Here is a 20678-nt window from a genome sequence, read left to right on the forward strand (position 1 = left end):
TGGTTTTTTTATACCTTTGCAACATGGAAAACGAAACCACAATTTTTGGTATTAGAGCTATTATTGAAGCCGTAAAATCAGGTAAAACTATAGACAAAGTCTTTTTACAAAAAGGACTACATGGTGATCTCTTTAAAGAATTAGAAAATTTAATTCGTTCTGAAAGTATCAATTCCTCTTATGTACCAGTTGAAAAATTAAATCGTTTAACACGAGGAAACCATCAAGGTGCTGTAGCCCAAATTTCACCAATTGCTTTTCATGATATCGATGAATTGGTAATGAGCGTTCTTCAATCTGATAAAACGCCTCTATTCTTATTACTAGACCAATTAAGTGATGTTAGAAATTTTGGAGCAATTGTAAGAACTGCAGAATGTACTGGCGTGAATGGCATAATCATTCAGAAAAAAGGTGGCGCACCAATTAATGGAGATACTATTAAGACAAGTGCAGGTGCGATTTTTAAAATTCCTATTTGTAAAGTCGACCACATAAAAGATGCAGTTTTCCATATGCAATCTTCTGGTATTAGAGTAATTGCGGCTACTGAAAAAGCAGAAAATTATTTATACGATGTGTCGTTTAAAGAACCTTGCGCTATAATTATGGGCTCTGAAGGTAGAGGAATAAACCCTTCAGTTTTAAAAGTTGTAGATGACAAAGCTAAGCTACCTATATTAGGTGAAATTGAATCATTAAATGTTTCTGTAGCATGTGGTGCCTTTTTATATGAAGCTGTGAGACAACGTAGTTAAACAGAAGTCTTCAATCTGAAAAAACCAGTGACAACTGAGTATACTTACTCGCTATTTTTTTTAAAAGTATAGTTGATATTTACACTATTCTGATGACTTGAGGTTATCTCATTTTGTTCTAATTCTAGTTTAGATTCATTTTCGATTTCAATTTCTTCCGGCTCTAATTCAATAAAGTTTCCGTTTTCATCAAAGTGTTTCATAAATGGATCATCGTCCTCGTTATAATATGGCTCTTCCCATTTGTAACGTTTCGGTTTTGCAATTTGATTTCTAAAAATTAAAGCAAATACTAAACCTGTAATTAAGCCAGACAAATGGCCTTCCCAAGACATGCCACTCTTAATTGGAAACACATACCAAATCATACTTCCATAAAGGAAAATAACTAATAATGACAATGCAATAAGTCGGTAATGTTTAGCAAAAATACCTTTGAAAAATATAAAACTAACTAATACATAAACTAAACCACTGGCTCCAATATGGTTTCCATTACTAGCAATTAACCATGTTAATAATCCAGAAAGCAAAATTCCAAACCCAATAACCTTCCAGGCTATTTTATTATAAAAATAAAACAAGGCTATACTGAGCACTAATAAAGGAACAGAATTATTATAAATATGATTGATATCTCCATGTAAAAATGGGCTCGTAACAACTCCCAATAGGCCTTCAATTTTTTGTGGTCTAATTCCAAAATTCTTAATTCCACTATCAACTCTAACTTGATACCAAAACACCAACCAAACTGCAAACAAAATTGTCAACGGATAGACAATAATACTATTTGAATATTTAAAATGTTGGTTATTACTCATGCTATTATTTACATAATCTCTCTCAAAATTATAACCAAAATAAGAATATCTGCAATATTGTCAGAAACAAGAATAATAACATTAATAGTTTTAAGATGAAATTCTTTCATTAAATGAACACATCACAAAAGCATTTTGTAATTTTGAAACATGAACACGCCTTTAGCCGAACGTCTTAGACCAAATACATTAAATGACTATTTAAGCCAGCAACATCTAGTGGGTAAAGACGGAATGTTGTATCAGCAAATTAAAAGTGGTGTTATTCCTTCAATGATTTTTTGGGGCCCTCCAGGCATCGGAAAAACTACACTTGCAAATATTATTGCTAGCGAATCTGGACGTCCATTTTTTAAACTCAGTGCTATTAACTCTGGTGTTAAAGATATTAGAGAGGTTATTGATAAGGCCAAGAAAAGTGGTGGTTTATTCACTGCAAAAAATCCCATTCTGTTTATTGATGAAATTCATCGATTTAGTAAATCTCAACAAGATTCACTTTTAGAAGCCGTTGAAAAAGGTTGGGTTACCTTAATTGGCGCAACTACTGAAAACCCAAGTTTTGAAGTTATTTCTGCCTTGTTGTCGAGATGCCAAGTCTATACTTTAAATGCCTTTAGCAAAACGGATTTAGAAGCCTTATTAGAACGTGCTTTAACTGAAGACAACACCCTTTCAAAATTAAATATTGAATTAAAAGAAACGGAAGCTTTATTACGTTTATCTGGAGGAGATGCCAGAAAGTTACTTAATATATTTGAATTGCTAGTCGCGTCGTTTGAAGGAGACCAAATTATTATCACTAATAATTTAGTGATGAAACAAGTACAAAACAAAGCTGCTCGATATGATAAAGCTGGTGAACAGCATTACGATATTATTTCGGCATTTATAAAATCGATTCGTGGAAGCGACCCAAACGCAGCGGTTTATTATTTAGCGCGAATGATTGAAGGTGGTGAAGATGTAAAGTTTATTGCAAGACGACTTTTAATTTTGGCAAGTGAAGATATTGGAAATGCCAACCCAACAGCTTTAGTTATTGCTAATAATACATTTCAGGCGGTTTCTGTAATTGGTCATCCAGAATCTCGAATTATCTTAAGTCAGTGTGCAACATATTTAGCTAGTTCCGCTAAAAGCAATGCAGCTTATGAAGCTATTAATAGAGCGCAACAATTGGTAAAAGACACAGGTGATTTATCTGTTCCGATAGCGATGAGAAATGCACCAACTAAACTTATGAAAGAATTAGGTTATGGTGATAGTTATAAATATTCTCATAGTTATGAGAATAATTTTGCTGCTCAAGAATTTCTACCTGAAGAAATTGCAAACACAACTTTATACAATCCTGGAAATAATGCTAGAGAGCAGGCGCAACGTAATTTCCTAAAAACTCTATGGAAAGATAAATATGGCTATTAAAATTTAATATTCATCGATTTCTTTTCTCCTAGCTCACCATCATTTTCAGAATAATACCAAAAACCGTCTTCTTTAAAAACAATGGCACTTTTTCCCTTAACAATAAACACGTCTATTGCCGCTGTATTAAGTAAAACCATTACAACTCTTGGTTCTGAATTTACAAGTTGAAAACCATTAGCAATTTCTTGTGCATAGTATAATTCTCGTTTTACCTTATTAGGACTTTCTACTTTAACGTTGTTTTCTTTTTCTGCGACCAAAACTCCAGTTAATGTTCCTTCCTCTTTCTTTGAAACTTCTTTAGTTGCTTCTACCGTTTTTGTTTCAATTTTATCTGCTTTAGTTTCTGCTTTGGCAACCATCGGTTTTTCAGTTTCTTCTTCAGCAACGTAACTATATTCTAACTCCTTAAATGTTTCAAAGGCATCTCTCAATGCTTGAGAATAAGCTTTATCGTAAGTTTTAATTCTAGACTCTCCTATCTTAGATGTCATAACTACAGCGTCGTAACAATCTTTAAGTTCTATTTGTAATTTTGTTTTAAACATACTCCCTTTTTCATTTGTTACTGAAGCCATTAAAGCCAAGCAACGATCACTCTTAAGATCTTCTGGCAACTCATCAGTAAAATAAGCGTCATAGCCATACTTATTGAATAAAAACTTAGTTAAAGAATTTAACTGATATTGATCTTCTGACTTAGAGAAGTTGTACTCTTTTGGTACAATAATATACTTATAGTCATTAATGTTTTTTTGAGCTATTCCGTATAAACTAATAAGTATAAATGAAACTGTGAATATTATTTTCTTTAACATCGTTTTTATTTTATAAATGATTTTCTATTGCTTTTAAATTTGTAATTCTTTTAAAACTATCAGAATTATGAGAATCCTTATAGTCAAAGTGAATGGTGTCCATTCCTATTTTGTGAGCGCCTTCAATATCTGCTTCTAAGCTATCACCAATCATAATACTTTCTATTGGCTTTGCCTTTGCTAAATCTAATGCAAAATTAAATATTTTTGGATTAGGTTTTTTAACACCAACCATTTCAGAATTAGTAACGGTTTTAAAATACTTTTTAATATTTGAAGTGGTCATTTTCTTTTCTTGGGCTTCTTCAAATCCGTTTGTAATAATGTGTAATGTATATTTCTCTTTTAAATAATCTAAAATCTCAAATGTACCATCAAACAGATGATTAAATGTAGATAGATTATCAATATAAGCCTCTGACAAGTGATGAATCATATGATCAGAAACAGTTACTCCAACGCCATCAAATGCTTCTTTTAACCGACCATATCGCAAAGCAGATTTCGTTACTTTTTCTTCCCTATAAAGTTTCCAATATCTTAAATTAATTGGCTCATAAATTGGTAAAAAATCTTTAGTCTCTAATTCAATATTGTTCTGACTAAAAATCTTCTCAAATGTTAATCCCGAATTTTTATCAAAATCCCAAAGCGTATGATCCAAATCAAAAAATACATGTTTTATTGTATGCTTCATTCTGCTGATTCTAATATCAAATTAAATAATTTTCTAAACCCCTTCCAACGGTCCAAATCGCTAAAAGCATAATTATGAAATACTGGTATAAATGTACCATTTACAGCTTTAACTTCATTAATTATTTTTTGCAAATGCTCAGTCTTATCTAATTCTGAATTATACTTAAGCAAGGCAAAATCTAAACATTGATATGGATTAATTTTTAATGGTGTTTGCACTTCGTAATCTAAATCATAAAACTGAAACGGTGTACATGTACCAGCTCTAAAACCTAAGGTGTCAATATAACCCATCGTAAAATCTTGGTTTATTTCTAACTCCACCAAATTACGATATGAGGTTGGCAAATTAAGTTTTGAAAATGAATGACGTACAGCCTTTATACCATTATGAGTAATGAATTCCATTTTAAGTTTTTCCTTCTTTAAAATTTCGATATCATCTAGTGCAAAATAAGAAGCCTTAATACCTACATCACAATAATCTGCAACAGATTTTATAAGTGACACAAATTGCTTTTTATTGGTATTAATATTTTTATCAAAAGTGGAATAATCGCCAATTAAAAATAACACCATAAATTTAAAATCGCACGTCTTCTGTTTTCTTATTATCCATTTAAATGTATCATAAGGATCACGCTTAAAACCCATTAAAACGAGATAACGCGAGTACAATTGTTTTAATTTAAAACGCCTAATATCATTTAAGGTACCACCTACTGTTCTCAACAAACCTTTATACTTAAAATAATAAGCTACAGGCACATCAATTACAGGTAAAACCTTATAATGACGTTGAGGAAATTTGTAATCTGGAAACCGCTCTTTTAAAACAGCTTTAAGCTTATAAGCCCAAATATCAATAACAGGTTGTTGAAGAAATTTATGTTTGTATGCTATACTTTCTGATGCTAAAAACCGTCCGTAATCATCTTTTACGTGTGGTAAATACTCTTCATATCTGCTCAGTAAATAAAATGATGAGGCAAAAATATCAAAGGGCAATGCACTGCGATCTCCTGTTGCAAAAAAACCTTTAGTGTGTACCCATTTTTGCACGTTTACATCGACATCAGATAGACCATGTTCAAACAATAAATCATGGCTTCTAATGAATAATTCATGACTTAAAGGCTGTTTTGCATAAGACATTTTAAGACTGTCATGCGCAATAAAATCTTCAACTTTAGATGTAAAACGCACATCTATACCCAAAATACGCTTGCAAATATGCTTAAACGTATAGGTAACTCGAGGTGTGATTTTATGTGTATAAACTAATAGCATAATTTCAGTTGGCAGCCTTCAAATTTATAGAATGTTTTCATCTGCGAAACTAAAATACGCTTTCTCTGTTACAATAAGATGATCTAAAACCGAAATATCTAAACTCTGTGCTGCATGTTTCAATTTCTTGGTAATATCCTTGTCTGCTTGGCTCGGTTTTAAAGTGCCAGATGGATGATTATGACACAAAATTAATGCCACTGCTCCAACTTCTAAAGCATTTTTAAGTACTAATCTTACATCAACTAAAGTCCCAGTGATTCCACCTTTACTTAATTGATTTTTCTTTATAACTTTATTTGAATTATTGAGATACAGAATCCAGAATTCTTCATGTGGCAAGTCTCCAATTACAGGCTGCATCACTTCAAAAACGGAACGACTCGATGTTATTTTATCTAACTGAAGTGCATCCTCTATGCGTCTACGCTTTCCTATTTCTAAAGCAGCAACAATACTAATAGCTTTGGCTTCACCTATACCTTTAAACTCCATTAACTGAGCAATAGATAATTTCCCTAAAGCATTTAAATTATTATCTACACTTGCAAAAATACGCTTGCAAAGGGCAACCGCACTTTCGTCTCTATTACCAGAACCTATTAAAATAGCTATTAATTCTGCATCGCTTAATGATGCTTTTCCTTTGTCTCTTAATTTTTCACGAGGCTGATCATCTTGCGACCAATTTTTAATAGAAAATGAATTTGATTTCTCTGGCATGCTCTAAAGATAAAAAATTGTAAATTTAAGCATCAATAAATTTCATTAATTACAAAAAAAATAAAAGATTCTGAAATAATTTCAGAACAGAAAAAGATGACCTATCCTCCAAAACAGCATCAAGACGATAACATTAATCACTTGGTTGAAGTTATAAAAACATATCCTTTAGCTACAGTTATTTCTGTAAAAGACAATCTGCCTTTAATTACGCATTTGCCTTTAATTTATGAAACGGAAAAACTGATAGGACATATAGACATTAATAATCCGCATGCTGAATTATTAAAAAACAATAACAATGTAACACTCATTTTCGGAGGACCAGAATGTTATATTTCACCTAGTATTTATGCTACAACTCAACTTCCTACTTGGAATTACATCAAAGTCCATTTAAAAGGAAGAGTAAAAGCTATTGAAAGTAAAGCGGCTTTGAAACAATCCTTAATTACAATGACTGAATTTTTAGAAGCTCCTGACCATAAATATGTATTGGAAGCAGAAAATCCGCGTTTAGATGCGAACCTAAAATACATTGAGATGTTTGAAATTTCAATCACCAATTGGGAAGGAAAATTTAAATTATCTCAAGATAAAAAACCAAGCGATACTATTGCTGCAAGAGAAGAATTACTTAGAGCAAATAAAGAGAGTATAAAATCATTTTTAGATAAAGTGTTTTAAATCAATTACTCAATAACGTAAGAGTCTAAGCGTCTCACAATACGTGGAATATCTTCAGCAACCAAAGAAGATGTGTCATAAATTAAACCAAAACCATCTGCATAATAAAAGTGATCTAAGCCATTAGCTTGTTCTCCATTAGTCAACATAGCGTAGCGTTGTGTATAAGTACTATCAAACGTACCAGCTTCTATTGTAATTTCATTATCCAAAGCTATAAGTTGGTCGTAAACTGTTCCCCAATCTTGCTCACTTAATGTTCGCTCTGCAAAATCATTATTCGCATATTTAATCATTCCTCCATCATATATTAAATAGCCTAATGAATCTCTTAGTAACTCAAAATGTTCACCATTAGGATTACATAATGTAATGCCTTCTTCATTTCCTGTAGTTAAACGTCTAAACTTATAATACGTATTATCATTTATAGTTTCCGTGCCTATTATACGCACAGAATCTACAACACCTGTATCGTCATAATTTTGAGTTTCAGGATTGTATTTGTAGTTTTTATAAACCCATTCATTACCTACAGTGAGTGCATAAAAGTTAGAGTCTGAATTTTGTAAATTATCGTCATTGTCTGTAGCACAAGATGATAATAGGATAGCGAAAAAGCATAGATAAACAATTCGTTTCATGGTTGATGTGATTGATTAAAGTTTGAAACGTAATTGTGCTTTATGAGCGCTGGATTTAGTTAGTATAAATTTTAACGTTTCTTTTCATGTTTTATTACATTAACTATAACAAGATTTTGTGATTTAATTAATTTGAACGACTTTCGTTTTCATAAAGAATGATTTATTCATTTTCTACAACTAAAAACACAAAATCGAATGTCGCTCACACTTTTATCTTCACCTTTACAAGGGTTTACAGATTTTCGATTTCGGAATGCATTTAACCATTATTTTGGAGGTATCGACACGTTTTATGCGCCTTATATTAGATTCAACAATAAGTTAATCATTAAAAACTCTTACCAAAGAGATTTACAATTAGAGCACAATACAGAACTCGAAGTGATTCCGCAAATAATGACCAACAGTGCTGATGAATTTCTATTTGTTGTGGATTACATTCAAGAATTAGGTTATAAAGAACTCAACTGGAATCTAGGTTGCCCTTACCCAATGGTAACGAATCGTGGCATGGGCTCAGGACTTATTTGCGACCCAAAAAAAATCAATAATATTTTAGAGCGTGTGCATAAAGAAACTGATATTTTGGTTTCTATGAAAATGCGCATGGGTTATGAAAACGCTGAAGAAATATTAAACACCTTCCCTATTCTAGATAGTTATCCGCTAAAAAATATTGCCATTCATGCACGTATTGGTAAACAACTTTATAAAGGTGGTGTTAATTTAGATGGTTTTCAACGTTGCATAGAAAACACCAAACACAAATTGTATTACAATGGTGATATTACAACTGTGTCGAAATTGAAGGAAATGCAAACACGTTTCCCTAGCATTGATCATTTTATGATTGGCAGAGGGCTTATTGCTGATCCGTTTCTACCAAGCATGATTAAAAACGACACTACAGAATATCCTGTAAACAGATGGGAAATCTTCAGAGAATTCCACGATACTATTTATCATCAATACGATGCTGCACTTTCTGGACCAACACCTATAAAAATGAAAATGCAAGGCTTTTGGGAATACTTTTCACAGTCGTTTTCTAATCCTCAAAAAACATTTAAGAAAATTAAAAAAGCAAATAACCCTAGAGCTTATCAGCAGGCTGTAGCTGAAATATTGAAGAATGGATAGGTTTACAACACCTAATTCCAATTCGAACGGCTCACATCAATTAGAGTGTTTGTCTATTTGAAGTAAAACGTAAAATGAAGAAATGTATCGAGAACAGCTTTAGAACTAAAAAGGTTCTCGATACGATTCCAAAAAAAGGTATCACTAGAACTGCAGTCTTAAGTTCTATTCGAATTCAAAATATTCAACCATTTTACAACTATATTTGCAACTCTAATATAAACTCTAAAGTTGAAAGACCTCTTACTCATAACACCTCCATTTACGCAACTTAACACGCCTTATCCTGGTACAGCTTATCTTAAAGGATTTTTAAATACAAAAGGTATTGAGTCGTTTCAAATGGATTTGGGTATCGAAGTTATTTTAGAGCTCTTTTCTAAATCTACTTTCCAAGAAATTTTTAATCTGGCTTTAGAGAATGATCGCATTCAAACGGAAAATTGCCAACGTATCTATGCACTAAAAGACCTTTATTTAAAGTCTTTAGATGATATAATTTTATTTCTTCAAGGTAAAAATCAAACTTTTGCAAGACAAATTTGCAGCGATGGGTTTTTACCACAAGCATCTCGTTTTAACCAATTAGACGATATGGATTTTGCATTTGGCTCAATGGGAATGCAAGACAAAGCCAAGCATTTAGCCACTTTATATATTGAGGATTTATCCGATTTTATTGTAGAATGCATTGATCCAGATTTTGGGTTCAGCCGTTATGCAGAACGCTTAGGGCAAAGTGCCAATTCTTTTGATGAACTTTATGCTCAGTTGCAAGATAACGCAACCTATATTGACCAAATCACCTTAGAACTATTAGACGCTCAGATAAAAGAAACACTACCTAAACTTATTTGTTTTTCAGTGCCATTTCCCGGTAATTTATACAGTGCTTTTCGTTGCGCGCAATTTATAAAAGTAAATTATCCAAACATTAAAATTGCAATGGGTGGCGGATTTCCCAATACCGAATTACGATCTGTAACAGACACTAGAGTTTTTGAGTTTTTCGATTTTATAACTTTAGATGATGGCGAATTACCTGTTGAGTTATTACACGATTCTGTTCTTAATAACGGAACCACTTTTAAACGCACCTTTATACTCAAAAATGGCGTTGTAACTTACAAAAACAACACTACAAAACCAGATTACAAACAAGCTGAAGTTGGCACACCAGATTATTCTAATTTGTTGTTAGACCAGTACATTTCCGTTATAGAAATTGCCAACCCAATGCACAGTTTATGGAGTGATGGCAGATGGAACAAACTCACCATGGCACACGGTTGTTATTGGGGAAAATGTACCTTTTGCGATATATCTTTAGATTACATTAAAATTTATGAACCCGTTGCTGCTTCGCTTTTAGTAGACCGCATGGAAACCCTAATTGCGCAAACTGGCGAAACCGGATTTCATTTTGTAGATGAAGCGGCACCACCTTCTTTAATGAAAGCTTTAGCGCTAGAAATTATAAAACGAGACCTCAGCGTTACATGGTGGACCAACATTAGGTTCGAAAAAAACTTTACTCAAGATCTTTGTCTCTTACTTAAAGCCTCTGGTTGCATTGCCGTTTCTGGCGGATTAGAAGTCGCATCAGACCGTTTATTAAAATTAATAGACAAAGGTGTAACGGTAGAGCAGGTTGCACAAGTAACTCGTAATTTTACCGAAGCCAACATTATGGTACACTCCTATTTAATGTATGGCTACCCAACGCAAACGGTTCAAGAAACTGTTGATAGTCTAGAAATGGTACGTCAGCTTTTTGAAGTTGGTGTGTTACAGTCTGGATTTTGGCATCAATTTGCATTAACAGCGCATAGTCCTGTGGGTTTACATCCCAAAGAGTATGGCATTACACCAAATTACAAAAACATCAGTTTTGCAAATAATGATGTTGATTTTACAGATTCTACAGGTATTGACCATTCACAATTTAGTTTCGGATTAAAAAAATCACTCTTTAATTTTATGCATGGTATTGGGTTTGATATTCCTTTACAAGATTGGTTTGAATTTGAAATTCCAGAAACCGATATTGATCCTGATTTTATTTATAATGCTTTAGCACAAGAGGCAATACTTACCATTAAACCAAGTGCTAAAATTACATGGTTAGGTTCATTACCTTTGGTTTCAGAATTTTCTAAAACAAAAAAAGGTATTGAAAAAGAGTACTTAGAATTCACCTTTCATGATACTGTGGAAAGCTATCAAATTACACTAGAAAAAAATAAAGCACTTTGGCTTTTAGATACTATAGAAGACATTACTCCTCAACACCAACCACAAACTTTCAAACAATTAAAAACAAGTTTTGAAAAACAATTTGAAGATTTTGAATTGTTTTGGTATTCTAAACCGATTGATGTTTTACGTGGTTTTGGCCTTTTGGTTTTGTAAAATTTTTAACACACTTCAATCTAAATTTTTACCTTATATTTTTTGCTCCTATTAATTTTCTTAGAACTTTGTACTTCTATAACCAGGTTAATAAACTAAGCTCTAAAACCACTTAATGGGAAAGCATAAAGCCATTCGTCTTTTGATGGTTGCCACTGTTTTATTTATTCAAATTACATTCTTAACTAGGATTGTAAGGGAACATTATGAAACAAATGCATTCATTGTAATAGCTGCGCTGCTAGTCATAATATCAATAGTCTTTGGTTACAAATATTTAGACTTACACCACGAAGATTACGCTTACGAAAAGATCTCGATAGTTATTTGGGTCCCTATTGGAGCTTTAATATGCTACCTTTTAAATATAAATGGAGGTTTAGGTAGTATTCTATCTATGGGAATTGTTGGTACTATTGCTTCATTTTTACCTTTACTAAATAAAAAATCTAATTATCTAAAACAAATTCCGGCAAGCATCTATTGTGGTGCTTTTGTAGGTATGTCTAGTGTAGAAACCTCACCTTCTATTGGATTTGTATTAGCTGCAGGCACTTTAGCAGGTTTGTATTTTATGATTTCTAAAAACTTATTTTTAGGTGTTGGCGGAAAATTAGGCACTATGGCATTTGCAGGCGTTATTACAGCAACTTTAATTTATTGGATAGTGATATGAACAACTTCATTCTCATTATCACCGGAATTCTAGGCGCAACACTTACTCACTTTGTCAGCGAACAATTACGACAAGGTGCCGTAAAAGCATCTGCTTTACTTTCTTTATTGGTAGGTTTATTTTTTTATTGTTTTCCAGAAGTACTCGATGCTTACTTAACTAAGCATATTCAAATTGTATTTGTTGGCACCTCTTTTATTGGTATGGTTTCCTCTAAAACCTTAAAAAGTTATCCCTTATTAGCCATAGCTGGTACTTTATTTACAATTATTTATATTAGTAAAAACCATGTCTTTGATGGTTATGGTGGCGCACTTGGCGCACTTGCTTTTATTGCTTTATTGACCACGATGGGTTTTGCTTTTGTAGTCTCAAACTCTGCTAAAATTAAGCGTAAGGTTTCTTTGCTGATACGGAAGATTTTTAATCGTAATAAATAGAGCTTTGCAACCTGTTTTTTTACGCTTGACTTTATGGGAAATTTGGTCGAACTTCGCTATTCTATGATTAAAGCTATTGAAAATCATAATCTCATCTTGTCTCAAACACAAGCAAAATCGTACTAAAACGAAATTTATCAAAAATTGAAAAAAAAGTATTTATTAATCGGAATTATCGTTTTCGGTTTTATTATTTATTACTTAGGTTGGTCTTTATCACCGGGAAGTTATGCTAGAGCGGAAACATATAAATTTAATGTTTCTGAAAAAACTCTTATCGAAATTATAAATGAGGTAAAATTAGAGAATCATAGTATTAATTTAAACACATACGGTTATCAAGATGGTAGAGAAAGTCATTGGCATTCTTTCTATTTTTATTATAAAGATAAAAATCAAATAATTCATACTTGGACACGACCTAAAAGTAAAACGGAAACTACTTTTGCTTTTGTTGGATATAAAAACGGAAATGACTTAGGAAATTGGATTAATGCTAATGAAAATTTTTGGTGGTGGAAAAATTCAAAAGCCAAAACCGAGTTTGAAACAAGAATTCTTAATAAAATTAAAGAAAAAATAAATAAACGAAAGCCAAAAGAGTCTACCCAAATAACCGACTAACAAACATTACATTAAAAAAATTTTCGGCTTCTAAACACGTTATTGATTCACTAAAATAGCTTGATTATTATATGACTAAATTTTAATTAAACCGTTCGCTATTCTTTTCAAAAAACCATTTAACAAAACACAACGTAAGGCTTTCAATAAAATACCAACTAACGTATCTTTACAACTCGTTAAAAATTGAAAATCATGCAAGACAACAAAACCCTAAATTATATAAAAGCCGTTTTAGAAAACATGCCAACAGATTGGTTAAATCTAACCACGCATCGTTTAGATATTTACAATGAAAGTTTAGCTAAAACACAATTTTTAGATCAGTTTGAAACCTTATATAAAGACCATAATTCAGAATCTTCGGCATTAAAAGTGTTGCCAACGGCTTACGATTATATTAGGTTAGGCCATCCTTTATCTTGTGTTTTAGAATGGGGAATTGCAAATTTAAATGCATTAGATTCAGAAAACGTGATTAGTTTTTCTTCACAAACCGTCCCTGTGTTATCTATACTTCGACATAACTTACTACATGATAAAAAGACACAAATTATTTATAGAGATAGCCTACCAGAATCTTTTGATGCTGACCTTATAAAACGTGTTTATGGTTATGATTTCGAGGTCATACAAATAGATGATATCGATGCCATTCTGAAATTTGAAGGCAGTACGATTTTTATTTCAGAACCAGAGAACATTTCAACTGTTGAGCAAAATCTAAATATTGATTTTCAAATCAATCTATACGAACAGCTTGGAAGTGTTTTAATCGTTAATGGCGAACAAAACTCCAATTACATTTCAGATATTCAGCATGTAAGACGACGTGAAACTATTGCAATGACGCCTTCTAATTGTTTAGTGGCTTTAGAAGCGTTAGTTAACCAATCACCTATTGCCACTACAACTCATACTGTTGAAGCTGATAAAGCAAGTGTTTTAGAATCCTTGAAAGCGATTACAAACACCACGGCAAAACCGTTAGTGGCTTCAAGTGGATTATCTATGCAATATGCCATTATGATGGGATTAATTGATGATGCTCAAGAAAATCACAGTGGAAAAGCGATTAAATTTATTGTGCCTACTAACTGTTATGGTGGTACCAATGACCAAGCCAGACGTGTTGCTGCATGCTTGGATAATGTAGATGTGGTAGATTTAGAAGTCGATGGAGATAATGATATGGTTAAGAGTTTAGAAACCGTTTTAGCGACCATTGCTAACGACGATGCTGTTCCTTATATCATTGCAGAAATCCCAACCAACCCAAGAGTTGAAGTTCCTGATTTGGAAGATTTGAAAGCCGTTTTAAGTGCAGTACGTAAAACTGCTTCTGGAAATATTGCTATAGATCCCGTTTTTATATTAGACCAAACTTTTTGTCCTAATGTGCACTTTTTAGGTGAAGGCGATATTCTTTCTACAGTGAGAACGATTTCTTATGCTAGTGGTTCTAAATTTCCGAGTGGTGGAAAATGTACTGCAGGTTATTGTGTCGTAAATAATAAAGCGGAAACTTTATTAGAGAAAATAGAATTGCACTTAACGCTTTGTGATAATGAGGCCACAACACTTCAATATGAAATCTTAGCCAAACAATTGCCTTCTATGAACCAAAGAATTGCTGATGCTTATACAAATACAAGAGCGTTTGTTAATTTTATACATAAAACATTACCAGATGCGAAAATCAATTTTGTTTCAGAAGAATTAGCTGCACAAGGTTTTACGCCTTCTGTGTTTTCATTAGACCTTCCAACCAAAGGAAATACACCTGAAGAAAAGGAAACTTACAAAAGAGCATTGAATCATAAATTAATTGACTTAATGATTACTAAGATTCCGAATGAAAGTAAATATTGCGTAAGTTACGGTCAGTTAAAAGGTGTGTATTGGACAATACCAGCAACCTCAACACAAGGCACCACAAAAGAAGGTGATAAAGATTATATTGCCAGAGTTGCCTTATCTCCTAATATGGATTTAGAAAAGCATAAAGAAGTGTTTTTGGAGTTTGTTTCTAATATTTAAACACGCTTCAACCAGTGATGTCAGTTCGAGTGTTTAGTTATTCGAAGTGAAACGAAGAACAACTAAAAGTATCGAGAACAATCTGTATACCAATGGTTCTCGATACGATTTTTTAAAAAGAAAAATCACTCGAACTGACGTTTGGGAAATAACAAAAAACAATACAAATGGAAATATTAGAGTGGATACAAAACTGGTTTCAAGACAATGCAGATGGCGAATGGGAAAAGGGTGATGTTATCCAAATAACCACTTTAGATAATCCATTAGGTTGGGATGTTGAAATAGACATATCAAAAACATCAATTGCTAATCTTGAAATAAAATGGGTTCTTAATGAAAACGGAAAACAAGATTGGTATGGTGTAAAAATTCAAAACCAAAGGTTTAGAGCTGCAGGTGATGCGAGCAAACTTATTTATCTTTTGAATCTGTTTAGAGAAATGATTGAGAAAATTGAGAATGAGTAATCGCTTTTGAAATTACTCAAATCGTTCTGTTATTCGGAATGGATACTTTTTTATTATTCGATTTCTCTCTATAGAAAGTTTCTCATCACTACTAAATGGATTTCGACGAATCAATGAATCTATCTTATCAAAATTTTCAGTTGTTCGTATTTCCCAAGTAGCCATTTTATGTGCGGATAACACATTTATATATTCTTGAAAGGTCACATTTTCTCCATATATGTATTCAATTATAGATGATCTGTTAATATGGCTTTTTAGCTTTTCAGAAAGTATATATAGAGGTGTCTCAAGATTATTAATTTGAACCTTTTCCGAAATATATACGCTTAATGTATCTTCAAATTTTTGGTCTTTAAATAAATCCCATCCTAAAACTCTAGGTGGTTTTCCTGTCCGTGGAAATGCCTCTAATAAAGATGGAGAAATATGCTTCTCCAATTGATCATTAAAATAGCTAGCAGTTGATTCATCATTATTAGCAACTTCATAAATTATTCGCCATTGATTCATTTCTAAAAGTATTAATTCAAATTCTTTTATATATTTAATCGGAATATTTTTATTTGCCCTTAAACGTACCCATGTTCCAACAGGATTATAAGAAGATTCTTTGAAATCCAATATTACTCTATATAAATCCTGCCATTCTATCTGTTCATTTTCTTCATTAAATAAGCCAACTTGATTCTTATCAACGAAATCCATTTTAATGACTAGGTTATCATAATAATAATATCTATGATAATTATCATTTGGATAAAAACTAGATGGCACATCTATTGTAGGGTTTGAAGACAATATTGACGCATCTAAGAGTTTATAATCTATAACATTAATACGACTAAGAATGAAAGTTAGAAAAACAAAAGCAATTAAGTGAATGCCTTGGATTTTCCATCTGTTCTTTTTTATTACAGTTATTAATGTTTTCCACGATTCTAAATAAAGTACAATTACTATTAAAATAGATGGAAGAAAATAATAATCCAAAAACTCAGAACCCATAAATCCCCAAGCAAATGCACCAAATAGGAACCAAATTTTAGTAAACAAATAGATAAAATTAGGACCTAAAAAAACCTGATCATTAATAATTCTACTTCTTTTAATATTCCGTTTTAAAAACACATTTTGTGGACGACTAACCAAAAAGCTTATGGCTATTGAATTCCCAACAATCATAGAAATCGCAGCAAAGAACAAATTATACAGATAACGACTAGACTCAGGCATTATGAATGGTCTATTCTCGAAATCTAAAGACATCATCCTATCTGATTCTCTAACAACGTAAAAAAAACAATAAAAAATAATTGCAGAAACTAACCCAAGTAAAATTGACAAAACAATTTTCTTTCTAGAAATTGATTTGAAGTTTATTTCTGAATCATAAAAAAGATGGTTGAACTTCATTAATAGCTATTTATAACAAATTAGTCTAAAAAATCAATTATTTGTTACTCTATAGTGGGAAAAACTGAAATCTAAATTCATAATAAATCAAGATATGGACTACAAAAACACAATTGGCATGAAACAATTAAGAAACGGAAGCGTTTCTAATATTAAACCACATATAACACTATGAATAAACCTTTTGTTTTCGTCCTAATAATCTTCTGTTTGTTTTCTTGTAATGAAACAGACGACTCTAATAATGATATCGATGATTCTGAAATCCCTTCAGGTTCTGAAAACGCTAAAGCGATTTACAACCAAGCTTATCAAGAAAACTTTGAAGAAGATAACATCGAAGACATTCTTGCTACGGCACAAAATGCTTATGTATTAATTGATCCATTTCAAGAAGGTTTTCCTGCTTCAATTGCTGCAATAAAAGCCAATGGCAACGATGTTGGTGCTTATATTAGTATTGGTACTGGCGAAACATACAGAGATGATTTTGATGCCATGAGTCCGTATTTGGTTTCAGATTCTTGGGGAGAATGGCCAGATGAATATTTCGTTAACTCTACTACGACAGGCGTATTAGATATTATGAAAGCTCGTATTGACCAAATTGCACTTTGGGGTTGCGACTGGGTAGAATTTGACAATATGGATTGGTGTTACGATGACAACTTAAGAGCGACCTATGGATTTCAGGTCACAGAAACTGAAGGTGTTGCATACTATCAAGAACTTTGCACCTACGTACAATCAAAAGGCATGAAATGTATGGCTAAAAATACAGTTGACAATGCGTCTAATTTTGATGGTGTACTTTACGAATCTTATAATGACGAGAAAAATTGGTGGGACCAATCTGGAGCACAAAGCTTTTTAGACGCAGGTAAACTGGTTATTATAAATCATTATAATGAAACTAGTTGCTCACAAGTATACTCTGATTATATAAGTATTTACAATGATGATTTATCGTTTATTTGCGAGGATGCTAATCTGCAAAAATACAGGCATTACAATGAGTAAAGGAAAGTAGAAACTATTTCTGACACTTAATTAAAATCATTTTTTTTACTAAAATGACATCTCTAAAAAAGTTCTCTAACCTCCTCAAAATCCAAACCTCCATAATTACCAGAACTCATTAATAACAAAGACTTGTTATCAAAATTCTGCGAGAATAAGAAGTCTTTAAATTCTTCTGGATTAGTGTAGATAATTAAATCATCACGCTCAAAAGCATTGGCAATTTGTGCTTCTGTTACTTCTTCTAGTTTCTTAATTTCAACAGCATGCGGAGAATAGAACACAACCGCTACATCTGCTGCATCTAAAGCACCTTTATATTCTTTTAAGAATTCGGCATTTAGGCTACTGTAAGTATGTAATTCTAAACAAGCAACTAACTTTCGGTCGCTGTACTGCTCTTTCACTGCTTTTGTTGTTGCTTCTACCTTACTTGGTGAGTGTGCAAAATCCTTAAAAGCAACGCTGGTTTTAGATTCTGCAATTTTTTCTAAACGTTTGCTTGCACCTTTAAAAGTTGAAATGGCTTCGTAGAAATCATCTTCATCGATTCCCATGTGTTGGCAAATCCATTTGGCTCCTGCTAAGTTATTTAAGTTATGCGCACCAAAGACTTCAATTGGCATTGGCCCTTCAGGTGTTTCTAAGAATGTTTCTCCATTTTCAACCGTATACTCAGGTGTTTTATAAGCTATTTTTCTAATCTGATTTTCTGAAGCTTCCACTACACGCTTCACTTCTGCATCTTCTTCGTTATAATTAATGCTTCCGCCAGTAACAATTGAATCTACAAAAATGCTAAACTGCTCTACATAGTTTTCATAGGTAGGAAACACATTAATATGATCCCAAGCAATGCCACTTAACAATGCAATGTTTGGTTTGTATAAATGAAATTTTGGACGCCTGTCTATTGGTGAACTTAAATACTCATCACCTTCCAAAACAATAAAATCATTGTCGTCCGTAAGTTTTACCATCACATCAAAACCTTCAAGTTGTGCACCAACCATATAATCTACATCGCGATCGTGATAATGTAATACATGTAAAATCATTGAAGTTATTGTGGTTTTCCCATGACTTCCACCAATAACAACTCTAGTTTTGTGCTTGGATTGTTCGTATAAAAATTCTGGATAACTGTAGATTTTTAATCCGAGTTCTTGAGCTTTTAACAATTCAGGATTATCAGCTTTAGCATGCATACCTAAAACAATAGCATCTAAAGAATCAGTGATTTTTTCAGGATACCAACCAAATGCTTCAGGCAATAATCCTTTAGCCTCTAACCTTGCTTTTGAAGGGTTAAAAATTTCATCATCACTACCTGTGACGTTATAACCTTTATTGTGAAGTGCTAATGCTAAATTGTGCATTGCTGCACCACCAATTGCTATAAAATGTACGTTCATTGTATCCTAAAATAAGTACTGTAAAAATACTACAACTTTTTCGAAATGAGAATTTCTAAAACAAGGTTCTCGGTACAATTGTATAAAATAAAAAAACATTTAAAAGAAAGATCAAAAACTGAAAGCTAAAAACTAAATCGTCTCCTTAAACTCCTTAAAAACCTCTAACTTTGGCAAACCAGAAATGGCTTTATCAATCCAAGCTAAAGCTTCTTCTGTATCACCTCTATGTTTGTAAATCTGTGCTAGTCTATAATAAGCCCATTCTTTTGGCACACCATCTTTTGCAGAATGATTTGCCAAATACACTTTTAGCATATTTTCACCTTTATCTAACTGAATATTATAATCAGCACACACTTTACCAATTTGGTAATGCATAGCGTTACGTTTATGTTTGTCTTTTGCTTCTTCTAAATTCCCAATAGCTTTTTCTGGTTGTTCTTGTCCTTCGTAGAAATTAGTTAATTTCTCGTAACATGTTACAGAACCTCCAACTTTTATAGCGAGCCTGTAATATTTTTCGGCTAATTCTGGTTCATCGTCATACTCATAGACATAGCCTTTTGCTAAGTAGCCATCTACTTTAGATAAATCTTCTAATTGTTGCGCATAAACCAAGGCTTTAGAAAAGCTTCCACCAACAATACCTGGTAACGACACATATAATTCTACCAAAGCCCAACGTGCTTCAATATGGTTTGGGTCTAGTTGCGCAGCTTTTAAAAAGGCATCTTTTACATCACCAATAATTCCGAGGGCTTTTAATTTACTAATGCTTAAAGCTTTCATACCTAAAGCGCCTCCATATTTGTATTGGTAATTGGCATTTTCAGGACGTTTTTGTTTTAATTTTTGATATTGAGCAATAGCTTTATCCCATTTTTTCTGGTGACCATATGCATCACCCAAAAGTTCAATAGCTTCTAAATCATTGGGATTAGATTCTAAGAATGTACTCATTTCGTTTTGAGCCTTTACAAATTCCTTTTTAGCAATAAATGCTTCTGCATTCTCTATTGCAGTTTGCGAATAACAGAACGACGACAGCATTAAAACAAACAAATATCTAATCATATAATTATTAAATTTTTAGACAAAAATACAATTTAATAACGCTCGGTTTCCTCAACAAATTGTTAACTTCA

The 20678-nt window shown here is 32.5% G+C and carries 20 protein-coding genes; 11 read left to right on the plus strand and 9 right to left on the minus strand.

The window, feature by feature from the left end; translation table 11 throughout:
* Nucleotides 1–23: 23 nt before the first annotated feature.
* Nucleotides 24–758 (plus strand): 23S rRNA (guanosine(2251)-2'-O)-methyltransferase RlmB, encoded by a 735-nt coding sequence (gene rlmB / locus Q0807_RS16340; RefSeq protein WP_299111770.1) that lies wholly within the window; start codon nucleotides 24–26, stop codon nucleotides 756–758.
* A gap of 44 nt (nucleotides 759–802) precedes the next feature.
* Here the strand turns inward: rlmB and Q0807_RS16345 are convergent, their stop codons facing one another.
* Nucleotides 803–1582, minus strand: a complete 780-nt coding sequence (locus Q0807_RS16345) for a rhomboid family intramembrane serine protease (protein ID WP_299111772.1) — start codon at nucleotides 1580–1582, stop codon at nucleotides 803–805.
* 150 nt (nucleotides 1583–1732) lie between these two features.
* Here Q0807_RS16345 and Q0807_RS16350 point away from each other — a divergent pair, with 150 nt between their 5' ends.
* A complete protein-coding gene (locus Q0807_RS16350; protein WP_299111774.1) occupies nucleotides 1733–3010 on the plus strand; it encodes a replication-associated recombination protein A in 1278 nt (425 codons plus the stop codon).
* On the opposite strand, the gene Q0807_RS16355 is transcribed toward Q0807_RS16350, so the two are convergent.
* From Q0807_RS16355 to radC, 4 genes are read right to left on the minus strand one after another with little or no spacing between them, the layout of a single operon-like run.
* A complete protein-coding gene (locus tag Q0807_RS16355) occupies nucleotides 3007–3831 on the minus strand; it encodes a hypothetical protein (RefSeq protein WP_299111776.1) in 825 nt (274 codons plus the stop codon). The genes Q0807_RS16350 and Q0807_RS16355 overlap by 4 nt on opposite strands.
* A gap of 10 nt (nucleotides 3832–3841) precedes the next feature.
* Complete coding sequence (locus tag Q0807_RS16360; RefSeq protein ID WP_299111778.1) at nucleotides 3842–4528, minus strand: YjjG family noncanonical pyrimidine nucleotidase; 687 nt, start codon at nucleotides 4526–4528, stop codon at nucleotides 3842–3844.
* On the minus strand, nucleotides 4525–5820 hold the full coding sequence (locus Q0807_RS16365; RefSeq protein WP_299111780.1) for a polysaccharide deacetylase family protein: 1296 nt from the start codon (nucleotides 5818–5820) through the stop codon (nucleotides 4525–4527). The genes Q0807_RS16360 and Q0807_RS16365 overlap by 4 nt, the downstream gene beginning before the upstream one ends.
* Before the next feature lie 24 nt (nucleotides 5821–5844).
* The gene (gene radC / locus Q0807_RS16370; protein ID WP_299111783.1) at nucleotides 5845–6543 is read right to left on the minus strand and encodes a DNA repair protein RadC; all 699 of its coding nucleotides are present in this window, start codon (nucleotides 6541–6543) and stop codon (nucleotides 5845–5847) included.
* A 96-nt stretch (nucleotides 6544–6639) separates the two neighbouring features.
* Between radC and Q0807_RS16375 the strand changes: the two genes are divergently transcribed.
* Entirely contained in the window at nucleotides 6640–7230 is a 591-nt protein-coding gene (locus Q0807_RS16375; RefSeq protein ID WP_299111785.1) for an FMN-binding negative transcriptional regulator, read from the plus strand.
* Between the two features lie 5 nt (nucleotides 7231–7235).
* Here Q0807_RS16375 and Q0807_RS16380 read toward each other — a convergent pair whose 3' ends face one another.
* Nucleotides 7236–7874, minus strand: coding sequence for a hypothetical protein (locus tag Q0807_RS16380; RefSeq protein ID WP_299111786.1), 639 nt, complete (start codon nucleotides 7872–7874; stop codon nucleotides 7236–7238).
* A 198-nt stretch (nucleotides 7875–8072) separates the two neighbouring features.
* On the opposite strand from Q0807_RS16380, the gene Q0807_RS16385 reads away from it, so the two are divergent.
* From Q0807_RS16385 to Q0807_RS16415, 7 genes are all read left to right on the plus strand, one after another.
* Entirely contained in the window at nucleotides 8073–9017 is a 945-nt protein-coding gene (locus tag Q0807_RS16385) for a tRNA-dihydrouridine synthase (RefSeq protein ID WP_299111788.1), read from the plus strand.
* Nucleotides 9018–9248: 231 nt separating this feature from the next.
* Entirely contained in the window at nucleotides 9249–11429 is a 2181-nt protein-coding gene (locus Q0807_RS16390) for a radical SAM protein (RefSeq protein ID WP_299111790.1), read from the plus strand.
* Between the two features lie 115 nt (nucleotides 11430–11544).
* Nucleotides 11545–12105 (plus strand): hypothetical protein, encoded by a 561-nt coding sequence (locus Q0807_RS16395; protein WP_299111793.1) that lies wholly within the window; start codon nucleotides 11545–11547, stop codon nucleotides 12103–12105.
* On the plus strand, nucleotides 12102–12545 hold the full coding sequence (locus Q0807_RS16400) for a hypothetical protein (RefSeq protein ID WP_299111796.1): 444 nt from the start codon (nucleotides 12102–12104) through the stop codon (nucleotides 12543–12545). The genes Q0807_RS16395 and Q0807_RS16400 overlap by 4 nt, the downstream gene beginning before the upstream one ends.
* Before the next feature lie 144 nt (nucleotides 12546–12689).
* Nucleotides 12690–13169 (plus strand): hypothetical protein, encoded by a 480-nt coding sequence (locus tag Q0807_RS16405; RefSeq protein ID WP_299111799.1) that lies wholly within the window; start codon nucleotides 12690–12692, stop codon nucleotides 13167–13169.
* Between the two features lie 195 nt (nucleotides 13170–13364).
* Nucleotides 13365–15209: a PLP-dependent transferase gene (locus tag Q0807_RS16410; protein WP_299111802.1), complete on the plus strand. Its 1845-nt coding sequence runs from the start codon at nucleotides 13365–13367 to the stop codon at nucleotides 15207–15209.
* Between the two features lie 167 nt (nucleotides 15210–15376).
* Nucleotides 15377–15679: an immunity 53 family protein gene (locus tag Q0807_RS16415; protein ID WP_299111805.1), complete on the plus strand. Its 303-nt coding sequence runs from the start codon at nucleotides 15377–15379 to the stop codon at nucleotides 15677–15679.
* A gap of 12 nt (nucleotides 15680–15691) precedes the next feature.
* Here Q0807_RS16415 and Q0807_RS16420 read toward each other — a convergent pair whose 3' ends face one another.
* On the minus strand, nucleotides 15692–17095 hold the full coding sequence (locus tag Q0807_RS16420; RefSeq protein WP_299111808.1) for a hypothetical protein: 1404 nt from the start codon (nucleotides 17093–17095) through the stop codon (nucleotides 15692–15694).
* 171 nt (nucleotides 17096–17266) lie between these two features.
* On the opposite strand from Q0807_RS16420, the gene Q0807_RS16425 reads away from it, so the two are divergent.
* Nucleotides 17267–18115, plus strand: a complete 849-nt coding sequence (locus Q0807_RS16425; RefSeq protein WP_299111810.1) for an endo alpha-1,4 polygalactosaminidase — start codon at nucleotides 17267–17269, stop codon at nucleotides 18113–18115.
* A 62-nt stretch (nucleotides 18116–18177) separates the two neighbouring features.
* On the opposite strand, the gene murC is transcribed toward Q0807_RS16425, so the two are convergent.
* Nucleotides 18178–19530 carry a Mur ligase domain-containing protein gene (gene murC, locus Q0807_RS16430; RefSeq protein WP_299111811.1) on the minus strand — a complete coding sequence of 451 codons (1353 nt, stop codon included), beginning with the start codon at nucleotides 19528–19530 and terminating at the stop codon, nucleotides 18178–18180.
* A gap of 132 nt (nucleotides 19531–19662) precedes the next feature.
* Nucleotides 19663–20607, minus strand: coding sequence for a tetratricopeptide repeat protein (locus Q0807_RS16435; protein WP_299111813.1), 945 nt, complete (start codon nucleotides 20605–20607; stop codon nucleotides 19663–19665).
* Nucleotides 20608–20678 lie beyond the last annotated feature (71 nt).

It is taken from the genome of uncultured Winogradskyella sp. (assembly GCF_947495255.1).
Taxonomy (GTDB): domain Bacteria; phylum Bacteroidota; class Bacteroidia; order Flavobacteriales; family Flavobacteriaceae; genus Winogradskyella.